This is a genomic window from Dickeya lacustris, from assembly GCF_029635795.1.
In the GTDB taxonomy this organism is placed as follows: domain Bacteria; phylum Pseudomonadota; class Gammaproteobacteria; order Enterobacterales; family Enterobacteriaceae; genus Dickeya; species Dickeya lacustris.
Genome location: NZ_CP114280.1, coordinates 1,203,532 through 1,221,611, shown reverse-complemented (window position 1 = coordinate 1,221,611; position 18,080 = coordinate 1,203,532). Strand labels below are relative to the sequence as shown.

Below are 18,080 nucleotides of genomic sequence, written 5' to 3'. Positions count from 1 at the left end.
AGAAGCTCTGCCATTGTGTGTATAAAATTGTGTATATGACAGGTTCGATCTTTTTTCTATACACATATGTTGCTGACTGACATCAAAATCAAAAAGGCCAAACCCCAGGATAAACCCTATACCCTCAACGACGGCAATGGGCTGTCTTTACTGATCGACAGCACCGGTACTAAAGGCTGGCGTTTCCGCTACCGGTTTGCCGGAAAGCCAAAGCTCATTTCGTTTGGCACCTATGACAACATATCCCTTGCTGAAGCGCGGAAGAAGCGAGATGAAGCTAAAGCGATGTTAGCCAACGGCATCAACCCCAGCGATGCCCGCAGGTCGGAAAAATTGTCGCTTCAGTTCTCTACAGAAAATACCTTCGAGGCCATAGCAAGAGAATGGCACGCTTCGAAACTATCAACCTGGTCAGAAGGGTATGCCAAAGAAGTGATACGCTATTTGGAAAAGGAAGTTTTTCCGTTCCTGGGTAAACGCCCGATAGACCAAATCACGCCACTTGAACTCTTGGCTGTTCTGCAAAAAATCGAAAAACGCGGGGCATTAGAGCAAGCCAGCAAGATCCGCCGCCGGTGTGGTGAAGTCTTCCGCTATGCGGTCGTGACCGGACGTACAAGGTACAACCCGGCACCTGATCTAGCCAGCGCCATGAATAAGCCTCAAAGCCAACACTTCCCGTTCCTGACCGAAAGTGAGCTACCTGAGTTTGTCGCTGCGCTAAACAATTACACCGGCAGTAAGATAACTAAATACGCCACACAGCTTTTGATGCTGACCGGCGTAAGAACCATTGAACTGCGTGCCGCAAAATGGGGTGAATTTGATTTAGATAATGCGTTGTGGGAAATCCCGAAAGAGCGCATGAAAAAACGACGCCCGCACCTGGTGCCGCTGTCTACACAGGCAATCGCTATCCTGAAAGAGTTAAAGACACTAACCGGTTACTATGAATTCGTTTTCCCAGGAAGAAACGACACCAGAAAACCGATAAGCGATGCCACTATCAACAAAGTGATAAAAAACCTGGGTTATCACGGACGTTTAACCGGTCATGGTTTTCGCCACACCATGAGTACGATTTTGCATGAACACGGATTTAACAGCGCATGGATTGAAATGCAGCTTGCGCATGTTGATAAAAACTCCATCCGTGGAACTTATAATCATGCGCAGTATTTAGAAGGCCGTAGCAGAATGCTGCGTTGGTATTCTGATTTTATTAATAACCAGCATCTTTAACATCAGTTTCAATATCTTTGACTTGCCTAGATATTCTTTTATTAAAATGATACTCAATTTCTTCATCCTCCATATTTTTCACGCTTTTATTAAAATAATGAGTCAATACGTATGCTTTTTGATCTAAGTCATACTTATCGAAATTGGGAATGTAATTAGTCTCACGTCGATTATGCTTAATCTGATAAAAAGTTCTCACAAACGACTTTAACTTTAAATTAACACAAAATCTTTTACATAACCTTTCCAAAAAAGCATCTAATTCATGTAGCAAAACTTCATCTTCAATCTCTGAAAAGAAGTACATCCACCCTTTTGATTTATTTAGAAATATACAACCTGTAACCCTTAAATTAATTCGCCACTCTAAAAATTTAGGATTCTTTAGTTTCGAGTGCTTATAACCTGTAAATATAGCTAATAGCGACTCCCGTAGATTCTCAACAGACCCTTTTCTAGCCGTAATTTTCTTGCCGAGAAAATAATACCCTAAATATCCGAACTCATCCCTATTCAGATAGCCAACACTAGATTTTTCTGGATTTTTTCTAGGATCGTAAATATTTAGCCCCAAGCGTCTGAAGCGAGATATCAGACTATCCGTTATCGTTGGAGCAACTGATGAGTCACAAAGAATCATTATATCATCGACATATCTATAATATTTAACCCCCGGATTATTACGAAAATGGTTATCAATATTTAGTAAATAAATAGCCGCAAGTATATTGGAAATCGATAATCCTTGTGGGACTCCTCGCTCTGAAAGCAAATCATCATGTTTTGGTTTAGATACTGTTGCTGAGCTAATAGCACTTTGTATCAAAGATAATATTCGCTCATCTCGAATTTTTGCTCGTAGTCTACTTATTAATTTATCATGAATCACTGAAGGGTAAAAATTAGCCACGTCAAATTTCATGAAGTAATTATATTTATTTTCACTCATGACGTTTTTTAGACTTAAAACCATATTTTGTGGTAAATCAAAGACTAAATTTTCTTGATAAACTTCTTGTAAAAAATCACAAATTGCGCGAAATGCAATCTTATCTCGTATAGTAGGTATAGATATTTCCCTAGGGGCTTTTCCTCTACCTTTACTAATAAGTTTTAATTTGTATTTATTAAACTTATAATTCCCAGCAAGACATTTTCGCCGAATTGTTTTTATTTCTTCTTTTTGAAATCTCAAAAATACCTCATGTGTCATATTATCCACACCACAGGCAGAGGATAAAGACACAACATCTTTATAAATTCTTTGGAGGTTTTTAGTTCTAAAGTGTTTTTTAAAAACATCAAATGCACTCATTAAGCCCCTCGCAAAGAGATTAAAATCACAAAAGGGAAAATAAATAGTAATATAAAAACAGTCACATTACGAAAAATGTAAAACCAAACTTGAATTTTATGCCAGTAAGATGGAGTCTTAGTTAATAGTGTTTTATCGCTAGTATTACTATACTCATCAACTATTGCTTTGATGAAGTCTCTTTCAAGATGATTTTCTGATGCTGCCAGTATTGATTGATACTCTTTATCTAACTCAATAACATTTTCACAACTTAGGGAGGTTGTGTGTATTACACTAAGCTTTTCATAACATTGTTTAATAAGCATCGCCCGCCCTTTATAATTCATATTATTGATGAATAGGGTAAGCGCAAGAATTAACACAGATAAAGCGACCATAATAACTGATTCATTATCATTAGTTGGAGGCTTCACAAGTGAATAAATCGAGTAAGATACTAAAAAAGAAGAATACCAAAGTAATAAAAATTGAGAGTAATAATCCAAATTCAACAGTCTACGCTCAGATTTAATTTTAGCCTTACGCGTCCACCATATTTTATCAGAGAAAGCATTAGTCATTATTAGTCCTTAAAAGAGTGAGACGCCTTAGGTAGTAATCGTGTAACGCCTGTAAACAGACTAGTAGAACTAGAGGACAAGCCTCCCAAAATTAGTTGCACCCAGCAGGCTGGATGATCGCAAAGCGATACGTCTCGAACAAAAGAATACTACTGTTTTTCATTTAAAAAAACCTGAAACAGACAAAATCGGCACTACACCGCACCCGCCTGCGGTTTTCGTAGTCATGAAATTTTTCAGTTTTCCTTTTCTACAAACCATAGCGCCAGCCCGTGCGGTGCCTGGGCTATCAGCGTACACAGCCCGACTGAAATGATTGAAACACATTTCAGCATTTTTCAGTTTTCAGGCTTTTTGGGGGAAGGGAAATACCATACAAATTGGAGATTATCTACATGACTGGAAAGGATATTTTTTATTTTGCGTGGATTTTTCGGCAACGAAGGGATCACGATAAAACCAGCCAACGCTCCGGCAATCCCTTGCCGGATGCGGCTTACACGCGAATGGCAATATTCAGCACACTGAAAAACGTGAACGGTGAGAACACAGAGACAAGGAGCCTATCAGCGCCGACTTTGCGCCGTGGCGCTCACCGGCCCTTGCGGTCTACTCACCTTTTGGTCGTCATCCTGTGCCTGGCTTAACAGGTCGATCATTTCCTGGCGTTTGTCTGGTGCGATGGCATCAATCATGTTTTTCATCAGTCGGCCATGTGTCAACGCACTGGGGCTTAAGGTATGTGAAAAGGTCATGTTCATCACAAACGTGTGACCGCATTCCATATTGCTACAGGCGCAGTAGATATCGGCAATCTGTGGATGTTTGCGATTGGTCTTTCGCACCACCGCCAGCGAACTACATTCAGGACAATACACGCGCATTACTCTCATCAGTTCCTCACCTTTTCTTCACCTACCGCCCGCCAGGAAAAAAGCCCTTACGAGCGGCCATTCCAATTGTCTGTCTCTTCTCTGCGCGTGGTAACAGCGGTAACACTGGTAACAGCCTTGATATATCTAACTTTTCTCTGTTACCTCTGTCTTATTCCTGCTGGTAACGCTGGTAACAAACTTGTAAGTGTTACCACTGTTACCAGTGACTATGCCTTACTGGTAACAGGTTTCCCCCTTGTCCTGCCTGTCTGTTACCAGTGTTACCTCTGTTACCTCAGAAAAATAAGATACGCGCGAGAATTACCCTAAAACGCTGCTGTTAAACTGGTACACCCGCTTGACGCCTATTTCTGGCAGGCGGATGTTTTTCTGTGTCCGGCTGGCATCATCCGGTAAGTCCAGATACCCCGCCCTGGCACACAACTGCGCCACCTTTTTGGCATCAAACCCCTGACAGATTTCTTTCCAGCCAGATGGCAGCACATAGAAAAGCGTGACGGCTTCTTTGCTGTGGCCACCTTTCACCACCTGACGAAACCCCACCATATTGGACGGGCGACTTTGCTCGTTATGCCAGTCAGCAAAACGGCTAAACTGGTTGCGCGTCATAAAGGTTTTCACCTGCTCCAGTGCGGCCGCTTCTTCCTGATTGGCTGCATGACCACGATCAGCCATCCACGCCGCCAGGCAGCTTTTGGCCGCCTGCAATGCTTCCCCGGCAGGCCAACCGGTTATACCGGCTTGGGTTGCCAGCTCTCCGGCCATTGCCACCAGCGCAAAGCGCGTGACCGCCCTGCCCACCTGATTACCGGCATCCTGCGGCGTCATCTCGCGGGTGTAGGTCTTTAACAGGCTTTTGGCTTTGGTCGTCATACCGGGCAAATCCGCCGTCAGGTGATGCAGCCAGGCACGAAACGCCGTGCCGTGGTATTGCGTTACCGCCTGCTCTAAATGCTCGGCCAGCGCCTTGCCTCCGGCAAAACCGTGCAATGTTTCAAATACGCCGTATTTACCGGAATCACTGGGGATTTGTACCATCCGCACTTCAACCCCGGCATAGGTTCGCTCCCCGGCATTGGCGGCATGTTCCACTAGCGATAATTCTCCGGTAGACAAAAACAGCAGACACCAACGGCTGGTTTCCCTGACACTGCCGTCCGTTCTGGCCCGCGCTTTGCCCTGGCCGTTCGCCAGCATATAGGCGATATTTCCGGCTTCGCGCCCGTCCACTTCGCGGATTTCATCCAGCATCAGGGCGGCATCATTACGGCGGCTGGCGGTGCCTTCCAGCGCGTTGCCCGTCGCTCGCCAGGTATGCCAGTAATCCGCGCCGCCACAGACTGACGCTGCTACTTTCATGGTGGTGGTTTTGCCGTCCGTTGATTCCCCTTTCAGGTGATAACCACCGCCGCCGACACCGGCCAGTTTCAGCAGTGGTGCAGCAAAAGCCAGGCTAACTGCAAATGCAACACGGGCATTACCCACGCAATACCGTGCGACCTGTTCACGCCAGTCCGCCAGTGATCCGGCAGTACGAAAATCACGCCCCTGAACACAGGCCGTTTGCAGGATCACCGTATCCGCCTCATCGCCGATCACTTCGTCCTGCAACACGTATACCGCACCATGCCAGCCAGTTTTGTCTACACAGGTCACTTTGCGGTCAGGCTTGCACAACGAGATATATTCCATCAGGTGCGCCCGCGCCTGGCCGTTAGTGTTGATGTACGACAGCCCATTAACCAGCAGCACCCGGCGTAACTCTTCCCCGCTGCCGCCCAGCATTTCCATCGGCATCGCCCATTTTCTCTGGATGCCGTTGGTATCTTCCCACTCCAACAAGCGGCCGTAGTTGCTGCCGTCAATGTCACAGGTAATGGCTGTTACCCGCAGCGGGCTGCATATCTTGATATTACGAATTTCCACATCGCCATCGGACTTGTTCACCTGCTTGTCAAACCACAGATATTCCTGGGTAAGCCGGAACCCCTGCGGCAGACGGGTTTTACCTTTGCCATAAAGCACCATTTCCTCCCGAAAGGCTTCTTTGGCCCGTTCCGGGCCATGCTCCTGTCGAAAGTCATCCCAATCAGCTTTATGGCGCGTAGGGGGAAGTGTCACCCAGCCATCGACCGCTTTCGCAGCCTTCTCCGCCCACTGCCTGCCGGTGTTTTCTTTACCATCAATCAGATCATTGTCACCGGCAATCACCAGCCGAACCTCCGGCCAGCGCAACCGGAACGCCTGCGCCACATTCAGCAGATTACTGGCGGCCACCGCCGCCACGGTGATCCCCTCCGTCATTGCGGCCACGGTTAACGCTGTGGCGTAGCCTTCGGTGATTGTCACCTGCTCTGGCATGGCTTCCGGCACCGGCTGAACAGCAATAAATCCCCCGCTCAGTACCGAATTTGGCAACAGCCGCTTATCCCCCGAAGGGCTAATCAGTTGAGCACCGATAATCTGCCCGTGGATATCGCTCACCGGCAACAGCAGCGAACCGGTAGGAAAGGCCACACCGCCGCTACGTTGCTCATGGCTAATCAGGGGCAAAGACAGCCCCGTTAACCCTTTACTGGTGAGATATACACTGTCGCCGGGTGTACTCTGCGCCCGCAAATGCCGGTAAGTCGCCTGAAACAGACGGCGCTTTTCGCCATCGTCAGTATCCTTTCTGGCGGGCGAATCAGCAGGCTGTTGCACCACCAGTAACGACAGCACGGCAGCCACAGCATCAGCCGCAGTTTTCGCGTCATAGCCATTGACCCGTTGCACCAGGTCTAAGCCGTCACCATGACCGCACTGATTACAGAACCAGGTGCCGCGCCCCTGTTTATCATCAAACCGAAAACGATCAGACCCGCCGCATGTTGGGCAGGCTCCATGCCTGCCATTTCCCGGTACGCTTATCCCTAATGCCGGTAAAATCTGCCCCCAGCGGCCATTGGCCGCCTTTACTGTCGATGACAATTGATGTTTATGCGTCACACGCCCCCCCTTCATCCGGCGATAGCGCTTCTGACATAAACGCATTATTGCTAACAGCATCATTGAGCTGTTCATGCACACATTCAAAGACCGCTGCCACGCTTTCTACATTGAGGGGTTGCGTCACCATACCGTCACGATCACGCAATAGATCCGCCATTAATCCGGCAACCAGCATCTCCCTTTGAACTGTTTCATCACCACACTGGGTGTGGGCACATGGAAAATTAGCGTTATTCATAGGTATCCTCCGGGTTATCTGGCTCCGGGGATTCATTAAGGCGATATAACAGGTTCAGGCGTTCAGCCAGAATAAATATCAGGATCTCTCGCACTTCCAGCTGATCCAGTTCAATCAGGGCATAGGCCAGCGCACGACATTGATCAAGCACCTCATCCAGTTCCAGCGGGGTATCATCAAACATGGCGACCTCCGATAACCGGCAAACGCCCTGCAAAGGCAAGAACATAATCACGCGCCAGTAAACGGCGGGCACACTGTTCATTGGGAGCCACCACGCTTTCACGGTGTGGTACGGCATCAATATCTGAACGGCGTACAGCCAGGAATAGAAAGACAAATTCAGGGTGAGTTTGGGTAGGGGTCGCAACCATAAAGGTAGCCTCCTGTAACTGGGTAAAATACCCACCACCTGAGTTCCTACACTGCGGGTGGTGGACTGAGCAGGGGTAGGAATACCGGCGTTACAGGAAACCGGCCAGCCCGAAGGCTGCCCTGCCCAGCCCACCATTGATTCTGCATGGCAAAAAGCCATTTTCGATAGGTGTGCAAAAGCATCGACAATAAAAAAGACGCATGGCGCGTCTGGTGTCGCCTGTAAACGTTTCGGGTTCCTACGCCCGGTTGCCGATTTTGCGGCAACGGGAAAACTATACCCCCCGTTTTCTGGTGACAGCAAGCGGTTTTTATCCGAACTCCTACGATTGACGGGAAACGTTATCGCGTACATAGTCCTTCCTGTTCTCATGGATGAGACACTCCTGATATGACAGAAACACCCGGTGCAACCACCGCACCGGGTGTTTTTTGGCCCCGCCTCAGCCACCGGAAATAGCAGCAAACCAGCCAGATGGCGACAAAGAAAAATGACAAGGAATAGGCTGACTACAGTGGATCGGTTTCCCCCGACGCGAGAAATACGCTCGATTACGACTAAAACTCAGCCGGGATGTTCCTCCACTGGCTGGGCTGTCAGTAACAGCCAACCCACTGAGATAAAAACGCCCTTCTGACGGAAAATCCTCAGCGACTTCAATCGAGCAAAACAGTTTTTGCCCGTTCTCGTTGTAGCGCACCAATCTGGCCGTTGGCCGGATACGCACATATAAGCGCATCTCCCCCTGATGGATTTCATGCCGGGCCGCCAGCACTTCCCCCAGGTTATCCGCATCACGCCGGTGCTCTTCCCAAATCAACGCGGTATAGCGCTTGGGATCGTAGGTTTGTGCCATATCGATAAGCCATTCCGGCTCAATGTAACGCCCGTCAATCGTTGCCCCTTGCGTGGCAACACAAAACCACCCCGTACTTAACTGTGAATCGTTCATCCCGTCCTCACTGCACTAACGTCACGGCGTTTTCATCAGCAGCGGCATATAAGTACCCATCCCCCAGCGCATAACCTTCATTACGCAAATAGCTATGCTCATAAACCTTGCGGTCATCGATAAAGGCCGCTCGGAAATAACGGGTATTCATCTGCGTGTAGACGTGTAAATTGTCCAGAGTGGTGACAGCCAGGCGTTTTCCCGGCATAAACGGCGGTACAAAGGCAAAGCGCCCGGCTACAGAGCTGGTCGCCATCTGTGCAGCAGCCGTATCAGCAGGTTTGTCTGCCATCATGAACAGTCGTAACCGTTCCATTGCCGCCAGTTCTGCCCCGACCAACACCACCAAGCGCGGATCATCCCGAAAACCTTCTGGAATTTTTTCAGTGATTAAATGGTTTGCCAGTGCATCCAGATGGGGGAAATGCCCTCCCGGCCCCAACGTAAAGGCATCCGTCAGAACCTGAGAACCGCCGTTGAACTGCTTGGCCAGCGCGTGCCAGCCTAGGTTGACATCCTGACCTCTGGGATATTTTTCGGGGCGGGTTTCCGGTGAAATAAAGGCACCATTAAAGCCGATGCGCAGGATATCCAATGCCATCACACGATCGAAGAAATCAGATACCACACGGGTAAAGTGTTCAATGCCTCCCAAATTGGCAATGGCAGACATCTGGTGATAACTGAGCGACGCGCACGTATCCGTTTCAACCAAAACATAAGGGGTGCCATTCACTGCCAGCGGTTTGTTAAAACGCCCGTTAAGACTGCGCCCGGTATGCAGGCTATTATCACCGAGCGTAATCGCCTGCCCGGCCCCGTCATCCACATCAAGCAAGGTAATGCCCTGCATCATCCAGCCCGATTCCATCAGCGCGATACGCAACTGTTTCTCAGCACCAGCCGAAATAGTAAAGCTGCCTTTTTCTTTATTAATAAATTGCACACCACGGGTAAAATTTCGATGAAACTCCCCCGCCAATGCCGGAGCATTAACGTGAATCATGGTTATTTCCTTTTTAAATGGAGTGATAAACTTGGTTAGATATCGCTTTTCATTAACCTTTGCTTTTTAGAAAAAGCAACTTTCCCAGGCAACATGGAATCTACATAATCGGCAACCGGCATTAATTGACGAAATAGCTCACCATCAGCACTGTAATAACACCGGCATAATTCTGCTTTTTCAACACCGTGGTGATTTAACTCATATTTATCCGTAGGAGTACGGCAATGGTTTACTACTTTCTGAATAGCCGACTGTAATGCATCCATTGTTTTCCAGGCACTAATATGTGATTTTTCTTCCAACCCACAGGGGTGTAATGAAACCTGATAGGTATAAGCGGGCAACTCGATAATCGGTAGTTGTTCCATTACCTTATTTCTCAGCCCCTTGATACGCTTACTCAACATATCCTCAACCACCGGACGCAACAGCCCTAATAATCCCAGTCGAGCATTTAATACTAACCTGGCTCGTTCAGCGTTATCTTTCGCCCGTAATGCCTTATCCTGTGTTTGCCTTAATGCTTCTTTAAGTGACATACGCCATTTAGCTGCATCAAAAGCCCCCTGGCTAAGATTGGTGAGCAGACTCTCACACTGTACTTTTTCACGTTCGGCTTCCTGGCTTGCTTGGCGTGCCGCGTCGCAGATAGCCGTACCGCGCTCAACCAATGCGTTAATTTCTTCAGCGTCGCACCGATACCAGGACGCACCATAGCCGGTCAGCACTTCAAACTCAGCTAACAATCGTTCCATTTTGAATAAACGGTAAATCTCAATCACCCGAATAGCAAAACCACCATCACCGTGATCAGTTTCAAAAGGGATCGAAACATACGCCGCAATAATATTCATTGATGGGCTATGCTTACAAAAAGGAATTTTTTTCATTTCATGCTCTTTCTATTCTTCAAACTATCATTCAATCCAATCATTAACCTCATGCTCCACCCACGCTACAGAGTTTTCTCCAATAGACACATTCAGTGGAAACAATCCTTCTTTCATTCGGCGGTAAAGTGTTGAACGCGGCAACCCTGTTTTTGATATCACATCCTTCAGACGGATTAATCGCACATCATTATTTTCATTAATAGATAAACTCATACATTCCCTTCCTCAAAACAAATACAATTAGACCATGTGAGAAAATCTCAGATTAGGTAAGAACCGGTTGGATAGATATAGAGTTACATCTTAATGCCACCATGTAAATATGCAGGATTTGTAACAGCGGCGTGTGAAAAAGAATAACAGATCTTATTATTTTTGTTCTTACCACTCCTCACCTGTATTCACCATTATTCACCTATATTCAACAATTTGAAGCTCACGAAATAATCTTTTGTAAAGAAATGAAAATAACAAGAGAAATAGACAGAGTGCAGCCATGTCCTAATTCAGTAAGGCAGAATAAAATTTATCATAAATGCGTATAACTACATGTATAAAACAAAATAAAAAACAAGAAAATACTTAAAATTCAATATTTTATTTATTAAATTCCATTCCTGTCGGGGACGCCATCGACCCGTCTCACACCTTCTCAGCAAGTCTAAAAATCCTTTAAAAACAAGCAAAAAGAAAAAACCCCTGTCCTATACCATCCAACCAAAGCCTATAGAAGCCCGGCCATTGTGTGTATAAAATTGTGTATATGACAGGTTCTGTCTTTTTTCTATACACCGTCTTTTTATACCCTGTCTTTTTATACACCGTCTCATACGGCAGAGCACGGCCAATGTCCGTCGGCAAACTGCGCGTTGCCTCTTGTCGATGTCGTGAATAAGGAATAAGGCTGAGAGGATGTTATCTGATCGGGCGCGTAAATGTGGCGACTCGTTTTAAAATACAGGTAAGAGCAAATAGCCGAGCCAGGCCCGGCTAAAGCGGCTTTATTTAGAACTGTCGATACTGGCCTGCGTAAAGGCCGGATAATCGCCAGGCTTACCGGCATTGAGATTGGAAAGAAAGTTGCTGTCTTTCATTGGAATATCAGCTGATTCATAATTAAAAGAATTCAATTTATTACGCATTTCCTGATTGCTGATGCCATCACCATGAATGGAATACCAGCTAACGATATCAGGTGTGACGAACGTATTGTAAGGGTTTTCCGCCTGTTCACCGAAATCGGCAAAACGGAATGCATGCGTCAGCGCGCCGTCTTTATGGTAAACAAACTTCAAATGGCCGCTTTGCTTATCGATATTCGAGGCAGCCGTTGTCGTCAATTTACCGTGAGCGCTGAAACTCCCGTGCGTGACCGCACCGTTTTTTGTCCAGACGGCGGCATATTCCCAGTCATGACGATGGCCGCTATTTACGCCAGCCAGTATTTGATCTTTCAGAAAATACAGCGCATAAAAATGACCGCAATAACGATTGCCGCCGTTGTTAATACACGCATAGCGGTGCAACGTATTTGATTTATCCAAGAAGGTCTTCCAGCGACATGCACCGGTCAGGCTCCCCGTCGGTTTCTGGCCGCCATTTTGTTGCCCGCTGCGGCTCACCCCTGCGCTCGGCAGGCAACCATCGGTATCAAAATCAAATACGGGCGCAATAGCGGCAGCATTCACCCCCGCTGGCAACGCCTGATCTAATTTATCAAAATCATCAGCATTCGCGGAAAACATGACCCAGAAAGGAAGGGTGGCCAGAACAGCGGTTTTCTTTAAAAACATATCATCTCCTGTTTCTGTTTTACTTACATTGGGCATCATTGCCCATAAGTGCTTTTTACGGCAAAGAAAGCGTATTCTTTATGTGATGGGAAATATTTGCACAAAACAGACATCAAAATATAAAAACATCTTAGTCATCAGATTAATAAAAAAACAATCAAAAAATAAGATAAAAAAGGCATAACCACCCTGACAGCCGTTTATTTTTAAAATAACCGACCGTTTCTCCAGCCAATAATGCAAATTTGCATCAAGATTTAGATATCGCCGCTAATATATCAATAAAAATTCACGCAATTGAAATATTTTCTTTTTAAATAATTGGTTAAATCTTCTTTTATTCTTCATATTGTAAAAAACCCTGATGTCATAAAACCGAGAAACCCCTTAAAAAATAAATAGCAGATGCATTATTTACGCTGCGCCATTATTGGTATTAAAAATAAAATATCTTCAGCGGGCTCAACCTTCCGACCTTTTGCTGTTAATGACGCAACACAACGCGGGCCATTCCCACCAACCGCTATTGACGCCGAGCACTATTGACACCAGGCGCGATGGCAGGAGGCCGCGCGCTGAGACTCCTGATGGATGACAAGCATTCGTTGTGACAAGTATTCATCATGACAAACATTAATCGTGACAAACATTAAAAAAGTAAGAACAAATTCAACCAGCGTATTTACTCATCAGGCCATTCCTGATTCGATGACAAACCGCATCAGGCCATACACACAGGTTACAGACAGGCTTACCATCGCGGCAGGCTCTGACTCCTCCGTCAATCACAAGGATATTTCATGAAAAAACTGACGTTCGCTGCCAGTGCGCTGGCGGCTGCACTGGCGTTAACCGGTTGTACCACTACGCATCAGCCGGACGCACAGGCTGCGCTTTCTCATCAGTCGGTTCTTGCGCTTAACTGGTTTCAGCAATCGGGTGAATACCAGGCATTGTGCTATCAAGCCTTTAATTCAGCCCGCGTAGCATTCGACGCCGCTCAAACCGCAGCAGGCAAGAAAAAAGTGGTGGTGGTCGATATAGATGAAACCATGCTGGATAACAGCGCATACAGCGGCTGGCAGGCTAAACAAGGCCAACCGTTTAGCCCGGCAAGCTGGACCCGCTGGTCACATGCAAGCCAGGCGCGGGCGATCCCCGGTGCGGTAGAGTTCGCCCGTTACGTCAACAGTCATGGCGGCCAGGTGCTGTATGTGTCCAACCGGCTGGAAAGCGAAGCGGCAGACACCCAAGAGAACATGCGTAAACTCGGTTTTCCAAACGTGAATGATCAGACGCTGTGGCTGAGTAAGGGAAATAGCAACAAGCAGGCGCGCTTTGATGAAATCAGCGCAAAAGGCAACCAGATTGTGCTGTATGTCGGCGATAATCTGAATGATTTCGGCGCAGCGACTTACCACAAATTGAACGATGAGCGCCGGGCATTCGTCAGCGCTAACCGGGCCAAATTCGGCACTCAGTTTATTGTGTTGCCAAATCCGCTCTACGGCGACTGGGAAAGCGGGCTGGACAAAGACTACAACAAGCTGTCGCCAGAGCAGAAACTGCGGGTGCGTGAACAGCAGTTGCGCGCCTGGAGCGGGCAGTAATTGACGCTTCGCCGCCCCTCTGCCACAGACAACACCGCTCGGCCATAAACAACGGGGCTTGCGCCCCGTTGTTTATACCCCGATGGTCAGCCGATAAACGGCGACCAGCCCTGCATACCGCCTATTTTGCGTAAGCCGGGCGTTCGGTGACTTCCGGAACGGCCTCGCTCAGGTCAGCACCGGCCTGTTTGTCTCGGCTCTCTGCATTGGTCAAATAGCCATAGAAAACCCCGCGCGATATCGCCATATTCGCTTCTTGCGCATCGATATCTCCGCGCAGTTGCGCATTCCCGGACACCACCAGCCCGGGAACCGTTAACCCGAGCGGCCAGAGTGCGGTATTGGCCTGCGCGTTATCTTTAATCACCGCATCACCCTGAACCACCGTCAGGCCGCTGATGCGGGCGTTATCCGATACCGTGCCACCGATGACCATCGCATGGTCTTCAATGCGGGCGTTACCTAACACGCTGCCGCCCAGCACTTTGGCATACGGCCCGACATACGCGGTGTCATCCACCTGTGCGCCTTCGGCAACCCAGCCGCCACCGTTACGATGGCGGTGGCCATTAGCCGTCGGCGTTGGTGCATTCGGTTGACTGCCATCGGCCCAGGCATTGGTCAGATCCACCGTCCAAGGGTAGCGATACACGCCGTAGTAAGCCTGATCCCATTTAATTTTGTGCATCTCTGTCGGTGTCCCCATCACCACCAGATAGATATTTTCACCTTTCTTGATAGAGAAATTATTAACGGTGTTACTGGCACCACGCTGTAACGCACTGTAACGCGCCTTACCTGATGCATTGACCGCCACCAGACCCCAGCGCCAGTCGGAATCAGGCGACACCAGTGCAACCGGATCGTTTTTAAGGCCGGGGAAGCGATTGACCGCCGCCACATTCTGGACAACACCGTTGAATTTCACGCTGATCCGGCTGGCACCACTGTCTGGTATTAGTCGCACCACGTTGTAACCCCAGCGCTGCGGTGCCTGCTCGTAGAGTACGCCAAAACGACGCGCGCCTGAGGTATTGCTGATAGGATCAAGCATTGCGACACGCAGAAGTCGATGTGAGTTGCCGCCATTTGGCTCGAAGGCGTCATAGCCGCCCACGATGCGGCGATAAACCGCGCCCTGGTTATAGCCATCCGGGTCAGTATAGTCCCAGCCAACATTACGCAATGCCCAGTCGCCAAAGAAATCGTTCAGCTCAGACTGGCTCCAGCCCATGTTACTTTTCAGCACACTAAACGGATCGGCCGTCGCCTGCCCAGGATCGCCTGATTTCGGCGCTTTCGCCCACAAATCATTGACGGCTTTATAGCCGTAACGGTTTTTCAGGTTTTCCAGGAACATCCAGCCGCCATAGCGGGTACGCGTGTTGCCAAGATACAAATGCGGCGTATTAATCGCTTCTTCCACCCGGTCAGTCTGAGTATGGTGAAGATCATCCAGTTGGTGAGTCATCCAGTCAGCGTGGGCCTCCCAGAACCACCCCATATAATTGATACTGCCCGGCGCAGTGGCCTGAAAACCGCCGGTCTGACCTTGCAGCGCATGTGCCAGCTCATGTGCTATCGCCCATCCGATCGACCATGTGTTCTTCAGCTCTTCCGTGCCAATCCACATTGCCATACTGCCATTCGACGCCAAGCCACCGGTCAACGCAAACGTCGGGTCGAGGTGGACGTTAGCTTTGAGTTTCACCTTACTGTTGCAATAAGGCTCTGGGAACTTAATCTGATTAACGTACTTGTCCCAGGCTTGCTCTAACCGCTTTGCCGCTGCCTCAACGTCTTGCGTATTCAGTTTGCCCGCATCGCTGTCTTTCCAGCGAAAAGCAAAATGCGCGCTCTGATATTTCACGGCGGGCATACCTGTCACAGACGTATCGGCCTGCCAGTTACCTGCGATGCAGGTTTCATCGGCGAACGCCGGAGTCAATGTAAACAAGCCACCGAGAATCAACGCACCTTTGACCATCCGGGTCACAGTCCTGATATGTACCATCACGTCATCCTTTAACTGAGTTCTTCACTGTGCTGACCGCGCGTTACTCCTGATTTACGCCGCAGCACACGATGTCCCTGACGAAAAGGGAACCGGCTACCCGATTCCCTTTTCATGTTGATACTGTCTTTAGTCGGTTATTATTTAGCGTAAGCCGGGCGTTCGGTGACTTCCGGCACGGCCTCGCTCAGGCTGGCACCGGATTGCGTGTCTTTCACCGCATCGGCATCAATGAAACCGTAGAACACGCCGCGCGATGCCGAAGCACCACGGATTTCCGCATCGCCCCGGAATTGCGCCGTACCCGAGACCACCACGCCCGTTTCAAACGCTCCCGGGCCTTTAAAGACGGTATTCACCTGGGCGTTGTCTTTGATAACCGTGTCACCCTGAACCACTGTCAGGCCACTGACGCGGGCATTGCCAGACACCGTGCCGCTTAATACCGTGGCATGGTCTTCAATGCGGGCATAGTCGAGCACTTTGCCGCCAATCACGCGCGCATAAGGGCCGACATACGCCGTAGACGCCACTTCCGCGCCAGCGGCTACCCAACCACCGCCATTGCTGTGACGACGCCCATTGGCCGTCGGGGTCGGAGCGTTTGGCTGCGCGCCTTCCGGCCAGGCATTGGTCACATCCACCGTCCAGGGGTAGCGATACAGCGAGTAATACGGCTGATCCCAGGTTATCTGATGCATTTGCGACGGTGTCCCCATCACCACCAGATACAGCCCTTTATCGTTAGATTTCACCGCGAAATTGCTGAGTTTGGCCGCCGCACCGCGCTGTAATGCGCTGTAGCGTGCTTTACCAGCTGAGTCGATCGCCACCACCCCCCAGCGCCAGTCGGAGTCTGGCTGCGTCAGGGAAGCGGGTTCGTTTTTCAGCCCCGGCAAGCGGTTAACCGCAGGCACGCTTTGCACAATCCCCTGGAATGACACGGTGACTTTGGTCGCTCCGCTGTCTGGCAGCAGGCGCACGATGTTATAGCCCCAACGCTGAGGCGCCTGATCAAACGGTACAGCAAAACGACGCACGCCTGATGCGCTCACCGGCTCCAGCGACGTGGTGCGCAGCAGTTGATCGGCCGTTTGCTGTGACGGCGTTACCGCGCCATATCCGCCATAGGTACGGCGATAGAAACTCCCGCGATCATAGCCATCCGGGTCGGTGTAATCCCAGTTCACATTGCGCAGCGCCCACTCGCCAAAGAAGTCATTCAACTGCGACTGGCTCCAGCCCATGTTGTTTTTCAGCACGCTGAACGGATCGGTAGTGTTCTGCTCTGCGCTGCCGACTTTCGGTGCCTTGGCCCAGAGATCGTTAACGGCGCTATAACCGTAACGGTTTTTCAAATGCTCCATGAACTGCCAGTTGCAGTAACGATCGCGGGTCGAACCGAGATACATATGCGGGTAGTTGACCAGCATGTCAGAGCAATGCGCCGAGGTGCCACGGTATTCATCTAGCTGATGCGCCATCCAGTTCGCGTGAGATTCCCAAATCCAGCCAACAAAGTTTTGATTGCCGTAAGACTGGTAGCTACCGGTTTGCCCCTGCAACGCATGGGTGAACTCATGCGCCAGTCCCCAGTGATCCAGCAGTGTACCGGGGCCTATCCACATCCCCATGGTGTTACCATCAGCCACACCGCCGGTGAGACCAAATGAGGGGTCGATGTGAATATTCGCCTTGTACTTGGTGGTGGCATTGCAATAAGGCTGCGGGAATTTGATCTGGTTGATGAACTTATCCCAAATCAACTCCAGTTGTTTACCTGCGGCTACCACATCAGCCTGTTTGACCTGATTACTGCTCCAGCGAAAGGCAAAATGGTCTGTTTGATACTGTACTGCGGGCATATCTCTGACATTACTGGCTTGCCAATTCCCTGCCACACAGGTTTCATCAGCATATGCAGCATTCGCTGCCAGCAGGCTACCCGCCGCCAGCAAGCAGCGCCCCAGAGAAAGCGATTTTTTTATCTGCGACATAAGTCCGTTTTCCGAGCATGATAATAATGAGGTAACGCCTTCTTACGTTTCAGTGTTCTTATTGTTCCAAGGTTCTTACGTTCCAAGGTTTTTACTTTCCAACGTTTTTACCTTCCAATACGGGAAAGCTTCCCACTTAGACGTAAAAAGGCAGCCAGAGGTCTTCATGACCCTTCGACTATCGCCCCGTT

At 49.0% G+C, this 18,080-nt stretch carries 16 protein-coding genes and 1 pseudogene; 2 read left to right on the top strand and 15 right to left on the bottom strand.

The features are described from left to right. Positions 1-66 precede the first annotated feature (66 nt). Positions 67-1,242: a tyrosine-type recombinase/integrase gene (locus O1Q98_RS05460; RefSeq protein WP_125260149.1), complete on the top strand. Its 1,176-nt coding sequence runs from the start codon at positions 67-69 to the stop codon at positions 1,240-1,242. Here O1Q98_RS05460 and O1Q98_RS05455 read toward each other — a convergent pair. From O1Q98_RS05455 to O1Q98_RS05395, 13 genes and pseudogenes are all read right to left on the bottom strand, one after another. Then, on the bottom strand, positions 1,223-2,557 hold the full coding sequence (locus tag O1Q98_RS05455) for a reverse transcriptase domain-containing protein (RefSeq protein ID WP_125260150.1): 1,335 nt from the start codon (positions 2,555-2,557) through the stop codon (positions 1,223-1,225). The genes O1Q98_RS05460 and O1Q98_RS05455 overlap by 20 nt on opposite strands. Further along, positions 2,557-3,120, bottom strand: coding sequence for an SLATT domain-containing protein (locus O1Q98_RS05450; RefSeq protein ID WP_125260151.1), 564 nt, complete (start codon positions 3,118-3,120; stop codon positions 2,557-2,559). The genes O1Q98_RS05455 and O1Q98_RS05450 overlap by 1 nt, the downstream gene beginning before the upstream one ends. Before the next feature lie 566 nt (positions 3,121-3,686). Continuing rightward, positions 3,687-4,013: an Ogr/Delta-like zinc finger protein gene (locus O1Q98_RS05445; RefSeq protein ID WP_125260152.1), complete on the bottom strand. Its 327-nt coding sequence runs from the start codon at positions 4,011-4,013 to the stop codon at positions 3,687-3,689. Between the two features lie 303 nt (positions 4,014-4,316). Continuing rightward, positions 4,317-7,019, bottom strand: a complete 2,703-nt coding sequence (locus O1Q98_RS05440) for a DUF927 domain-containing protein (protein ID WP_125260153.1) — start codon at positions 7,017-7,019, stop codon at positions 4,317-4,319. After that, a complete protein-coding gene (locus O1Q98_RS05435) occupies positions 6,994-7,245 on the bottom strand; it encodes a hypothetical protein (RefSeq protein ID WP_125260154.1) in 252 nt (83 codons plus the stop codon). Before O1Q98_RS05435 ends, O1Q98_RS05440 begins: the two co-directional genes overlap by 26 nt. Continuing rightward, positions 7,238-7,429: a hypothetical protein gene (locus tag O1Q98_RS05430; RefSeq protein WP_125260155.1), complete on the bottom strand. Its 192-nt coding sequence runs from the start codon at positions 7,427-7,429 to the stop codon at positions 7,238-7,240. Before O1Q98_RS05430 ends, O1Q98_RS05435 begins: the two co-directional genes overlap by 8 nt. Beyond that, the gene (locus tag O1Q98_RS05425; RefSeq protein ID WP_019844048.1) at positions 7,422-7,619 is read right to left on the bottom strand and encodes a host cell division inhibitor Icd-like protein; all 198 of its coding nucleotides are present in this window, start codon (positions 7,617-7,619) and stop codon (positions 7,422-7,424) included. The genes O1Q98_RS05430 and O1Q98_RS05425 overlap by 8 nt, the downstream gene beginning before the upstream one ends. A gap of 113 nt (positions 7,620-7,732) precedes the next feature. Beyond that, positions 7,733-7,975, bottom strand: a pseudogene (locus tag O1Q98_RS05420) (ash family protein); the annotation flags it as partial. A gap of 88 nt (positions 7,976-8,063) precedes the next feature. Next, a complete protein-coding gene (locus O1Q98_RS05415; RefSeq protein ID WP_125260156.1) occupies positions 8,064-8,573 on the bottom strand; it encodes a GPO family capsid scaffolding protein in 510 nt (169 codons plus the stop codon). Between the two features lie 7 nt (positions 8,574-8,580). Continuing rightward, positions 8,581-9,579: a P2 family phage major capsid protein gene (locus O1Q98_RS05410; protein WP_019844051.1), complete on the bottom strand. Its 999-nt coding sequence runs from the start codon at positions 9,577-9,579 to the stop codon at positions 8,581-8,583. A 35-nt stretch (positions 9,580-9,614) separates the two neighbouring features. Beyond that, positions 9,615-10,472, bottom strand: a complete 858-nt coding sequence (locus O1Q98_RS05405) for a hypothetical protein (protein ID WP_240632799.1) — start codon at positions 10,470-10,472, stop codon at positions 9,615-9,617. 27 nt (positions 10,473-10,499) lie between these two features. Beyond that, positions 10,500-10,688 (bottom strand): helix-turn-helix transcriptional regulator, encoded by a 189-nt coding sequence (locus tag O1Q98_RS05400; RefSeq protein ID WP_278143142.1) that lies wholly within the window; start codon positions 10,686-10,688, stop codon positions 10,500-10,502. Positions 10,689-11,476: 788 nt separating this feature from the next. Then, positions 11,477-12,268: an NPP1 family protein gene (locus O1Q98_RS05395; RefSeq protein WP_125260157.1), complete on the bottom strand. Its 792-nt coding sequence runs from the start codon at positions 12,266-12,268 to the stop codon at positions 11,477-11,479. A gap of 800 nt (positions 12,269-13,068) precedes the next feature. On the opposite strand from O1Q98_RS05395, the gene O1Q98_RS05390 reads away from it, so the two are divergent. Continuing rightward, positions 13,069-13,878 (top strand): 5'-nucleotidase, lipoprotein e(P4) family, encoded by an 810-nt coding sequence (locus tag O1Q98_RS05390; RefSeq protein ID WP_125260158.1) that lies wholly within the window; start codon positions 13,069-13,071, stop codon positions 13,876-13,878. 121 nt (positions 13,879-13,999) lie between these two features. Here the strand turns inward: O1Q98_RS05390 and O1Q98_RS05385 are convergent, their stop codons facing one another. Together O1Q98_RS05385 and O1Q98_RS05380 are read right to left on the bottom strand one after the other, a co-directional pair. Further along, complete coding sequence (locus O1Q98_RS05385; RefSeq protein WP_125260159.1) at positions 14,000-15,892, bottom strand: Svx/AvrXca family virulence/avirulence protein; 1,893 nt, start codon at positions 15,890-15,892, stop codon at positions 14,000-14,002. A 140-nt stretch (positions 15,893-16,032) separates the two neighbouring features. After that, positions 16,033-17,889 (bottom strand): Svx/AvrXca family virulence/avirulence protein, encoded by a 1,857-nt coding sequence (locus O1Q98_RS05380; protein ID WP_125260160.1) that lies wholly within the window; start codon positions 17,887-17,889, stop codon positions 16,033-16,035. Positions 17,890-18,080: the final 191 nt, after the last annotated feature.

Excerpts from the sequence above, each read along its gene's own strand:
- O1Q98_RS05450 (WP_125260151.1), bottom strand. The coding sequence starts at position 3,120 with ATGACTAATGCTTTCTCTGATAAAATATGGTGGACGCGTAAGGCTAAA.
- O1Q98_RS05460 (WP_125260149.1), top strand. The coding sequence starts at position 67 with ATGTTGCTGACTGACATCAAAATCAAAAAGGCCAAACCCCAGGATAAA.
- O1Q98_RS05385 (WP_125260159.1), bottom strand. The coding sequence starts at position 15,892 with ATGGTACATATCAGGACTGTGACCCGGATGGTCAAAGGTGCGTTGATT.
- O1Q98_RS05400 (WP_278143142.1), bottom strand. The coding sequence starts at position 10,688 with ATGAGTTTATCTATTAATGAAAATAATGATGTGCGATTAATCCGTCTG.
- O1Q98_RS05410 (WP_019844051.1), bottom strand. The coding sequence starts at position 9,579 with ATGATTCACGTTAATGCTCCGGCATTGGCGGGGGAGTTTCATCGAAAT.
- O1Q98_RS05405 (WP_240632799.1), bottom strand. The coding sequence starts at position 10,472 with ATGAAAAAAATTCCTTTTTGTAAGCATAGCCCATCAATGAATATTATT.
- O1Q98_RS05445 (WP_125260152.1), bottom strand. The coding sequence starts at position 4,013 with ATGAGAGTAATGCGCGTGTATTGTCCTGAATGTAGTTCGCTGGCGGTG.
- O1Q98_RS05455 (WP_125260150.1), bottom strand. The coding sequence starts at position 2,557 with ATGAGTGCATTTGATGTTTTTAAAAAACACTTTAGAACTAAAAACCTC.
- O1Q98_RS05415 (WP_125260156.1), bottom strand. The coding sequence starts at position 8,573 with ATGAACGATTCACAGTTAAGTACGGGGTGGTTTTGTGTTGCCACGCAA.
- O1Q98_RS05390 (WP_125260158.1), top strand. The coding sequence starts at position 13,069 with ATGAAAAAACTGACGTTCGCTGCCAGTGCGCTGGCGGCTGCACTGGCG.
- O1Q98_RS05380 (WP_125260160.1), bottom strand. The coding sequence starts at position 17,889 with ATGTCGCAGATAAAAAAATCGCTTTCTCTGGGGCGCTGCTTGCTGGCG.
- O1Q98_RS05440 (WP_125260153.1), bottom strand. The coding sequence starts at position 7,019 with ATGAAGGGGGGGCGTGTGACGCATAAACATCAATTGTCATCGACAGTA.
- O1Q98_RS05425 (WP_019844048.1), bottom strand. The coding sequence starts at position 7,619 with ATGGTTGCGACCCCTACCCAAACTCACCCTGAATTTGTCTTTCTATTC.
- O1Q98_RS05395 (WP_125260157.1), bottom strand. The coding sequence starts at position 12,268 with ATGTTTTTAAAGAAAACCGCTGTTCTGGCCACCCTTCCTTTCTGGGTC.
- O1Q98_RS05430 (WP_125260155.1), bottom strand. The coding sequence starts at position 7,429 with ATGTTTGATGATACCCCGCTGGAACTGGATGAGGTGCTTGATCAATGT.
- O1Q98_RS05435 (WP_125260154.1), bottom strand. The coding sequence starts at position 7,245 with ATGAATAACGCTAATTTTCCATGTGCCCACACCCAGTGTGGTGATGAA.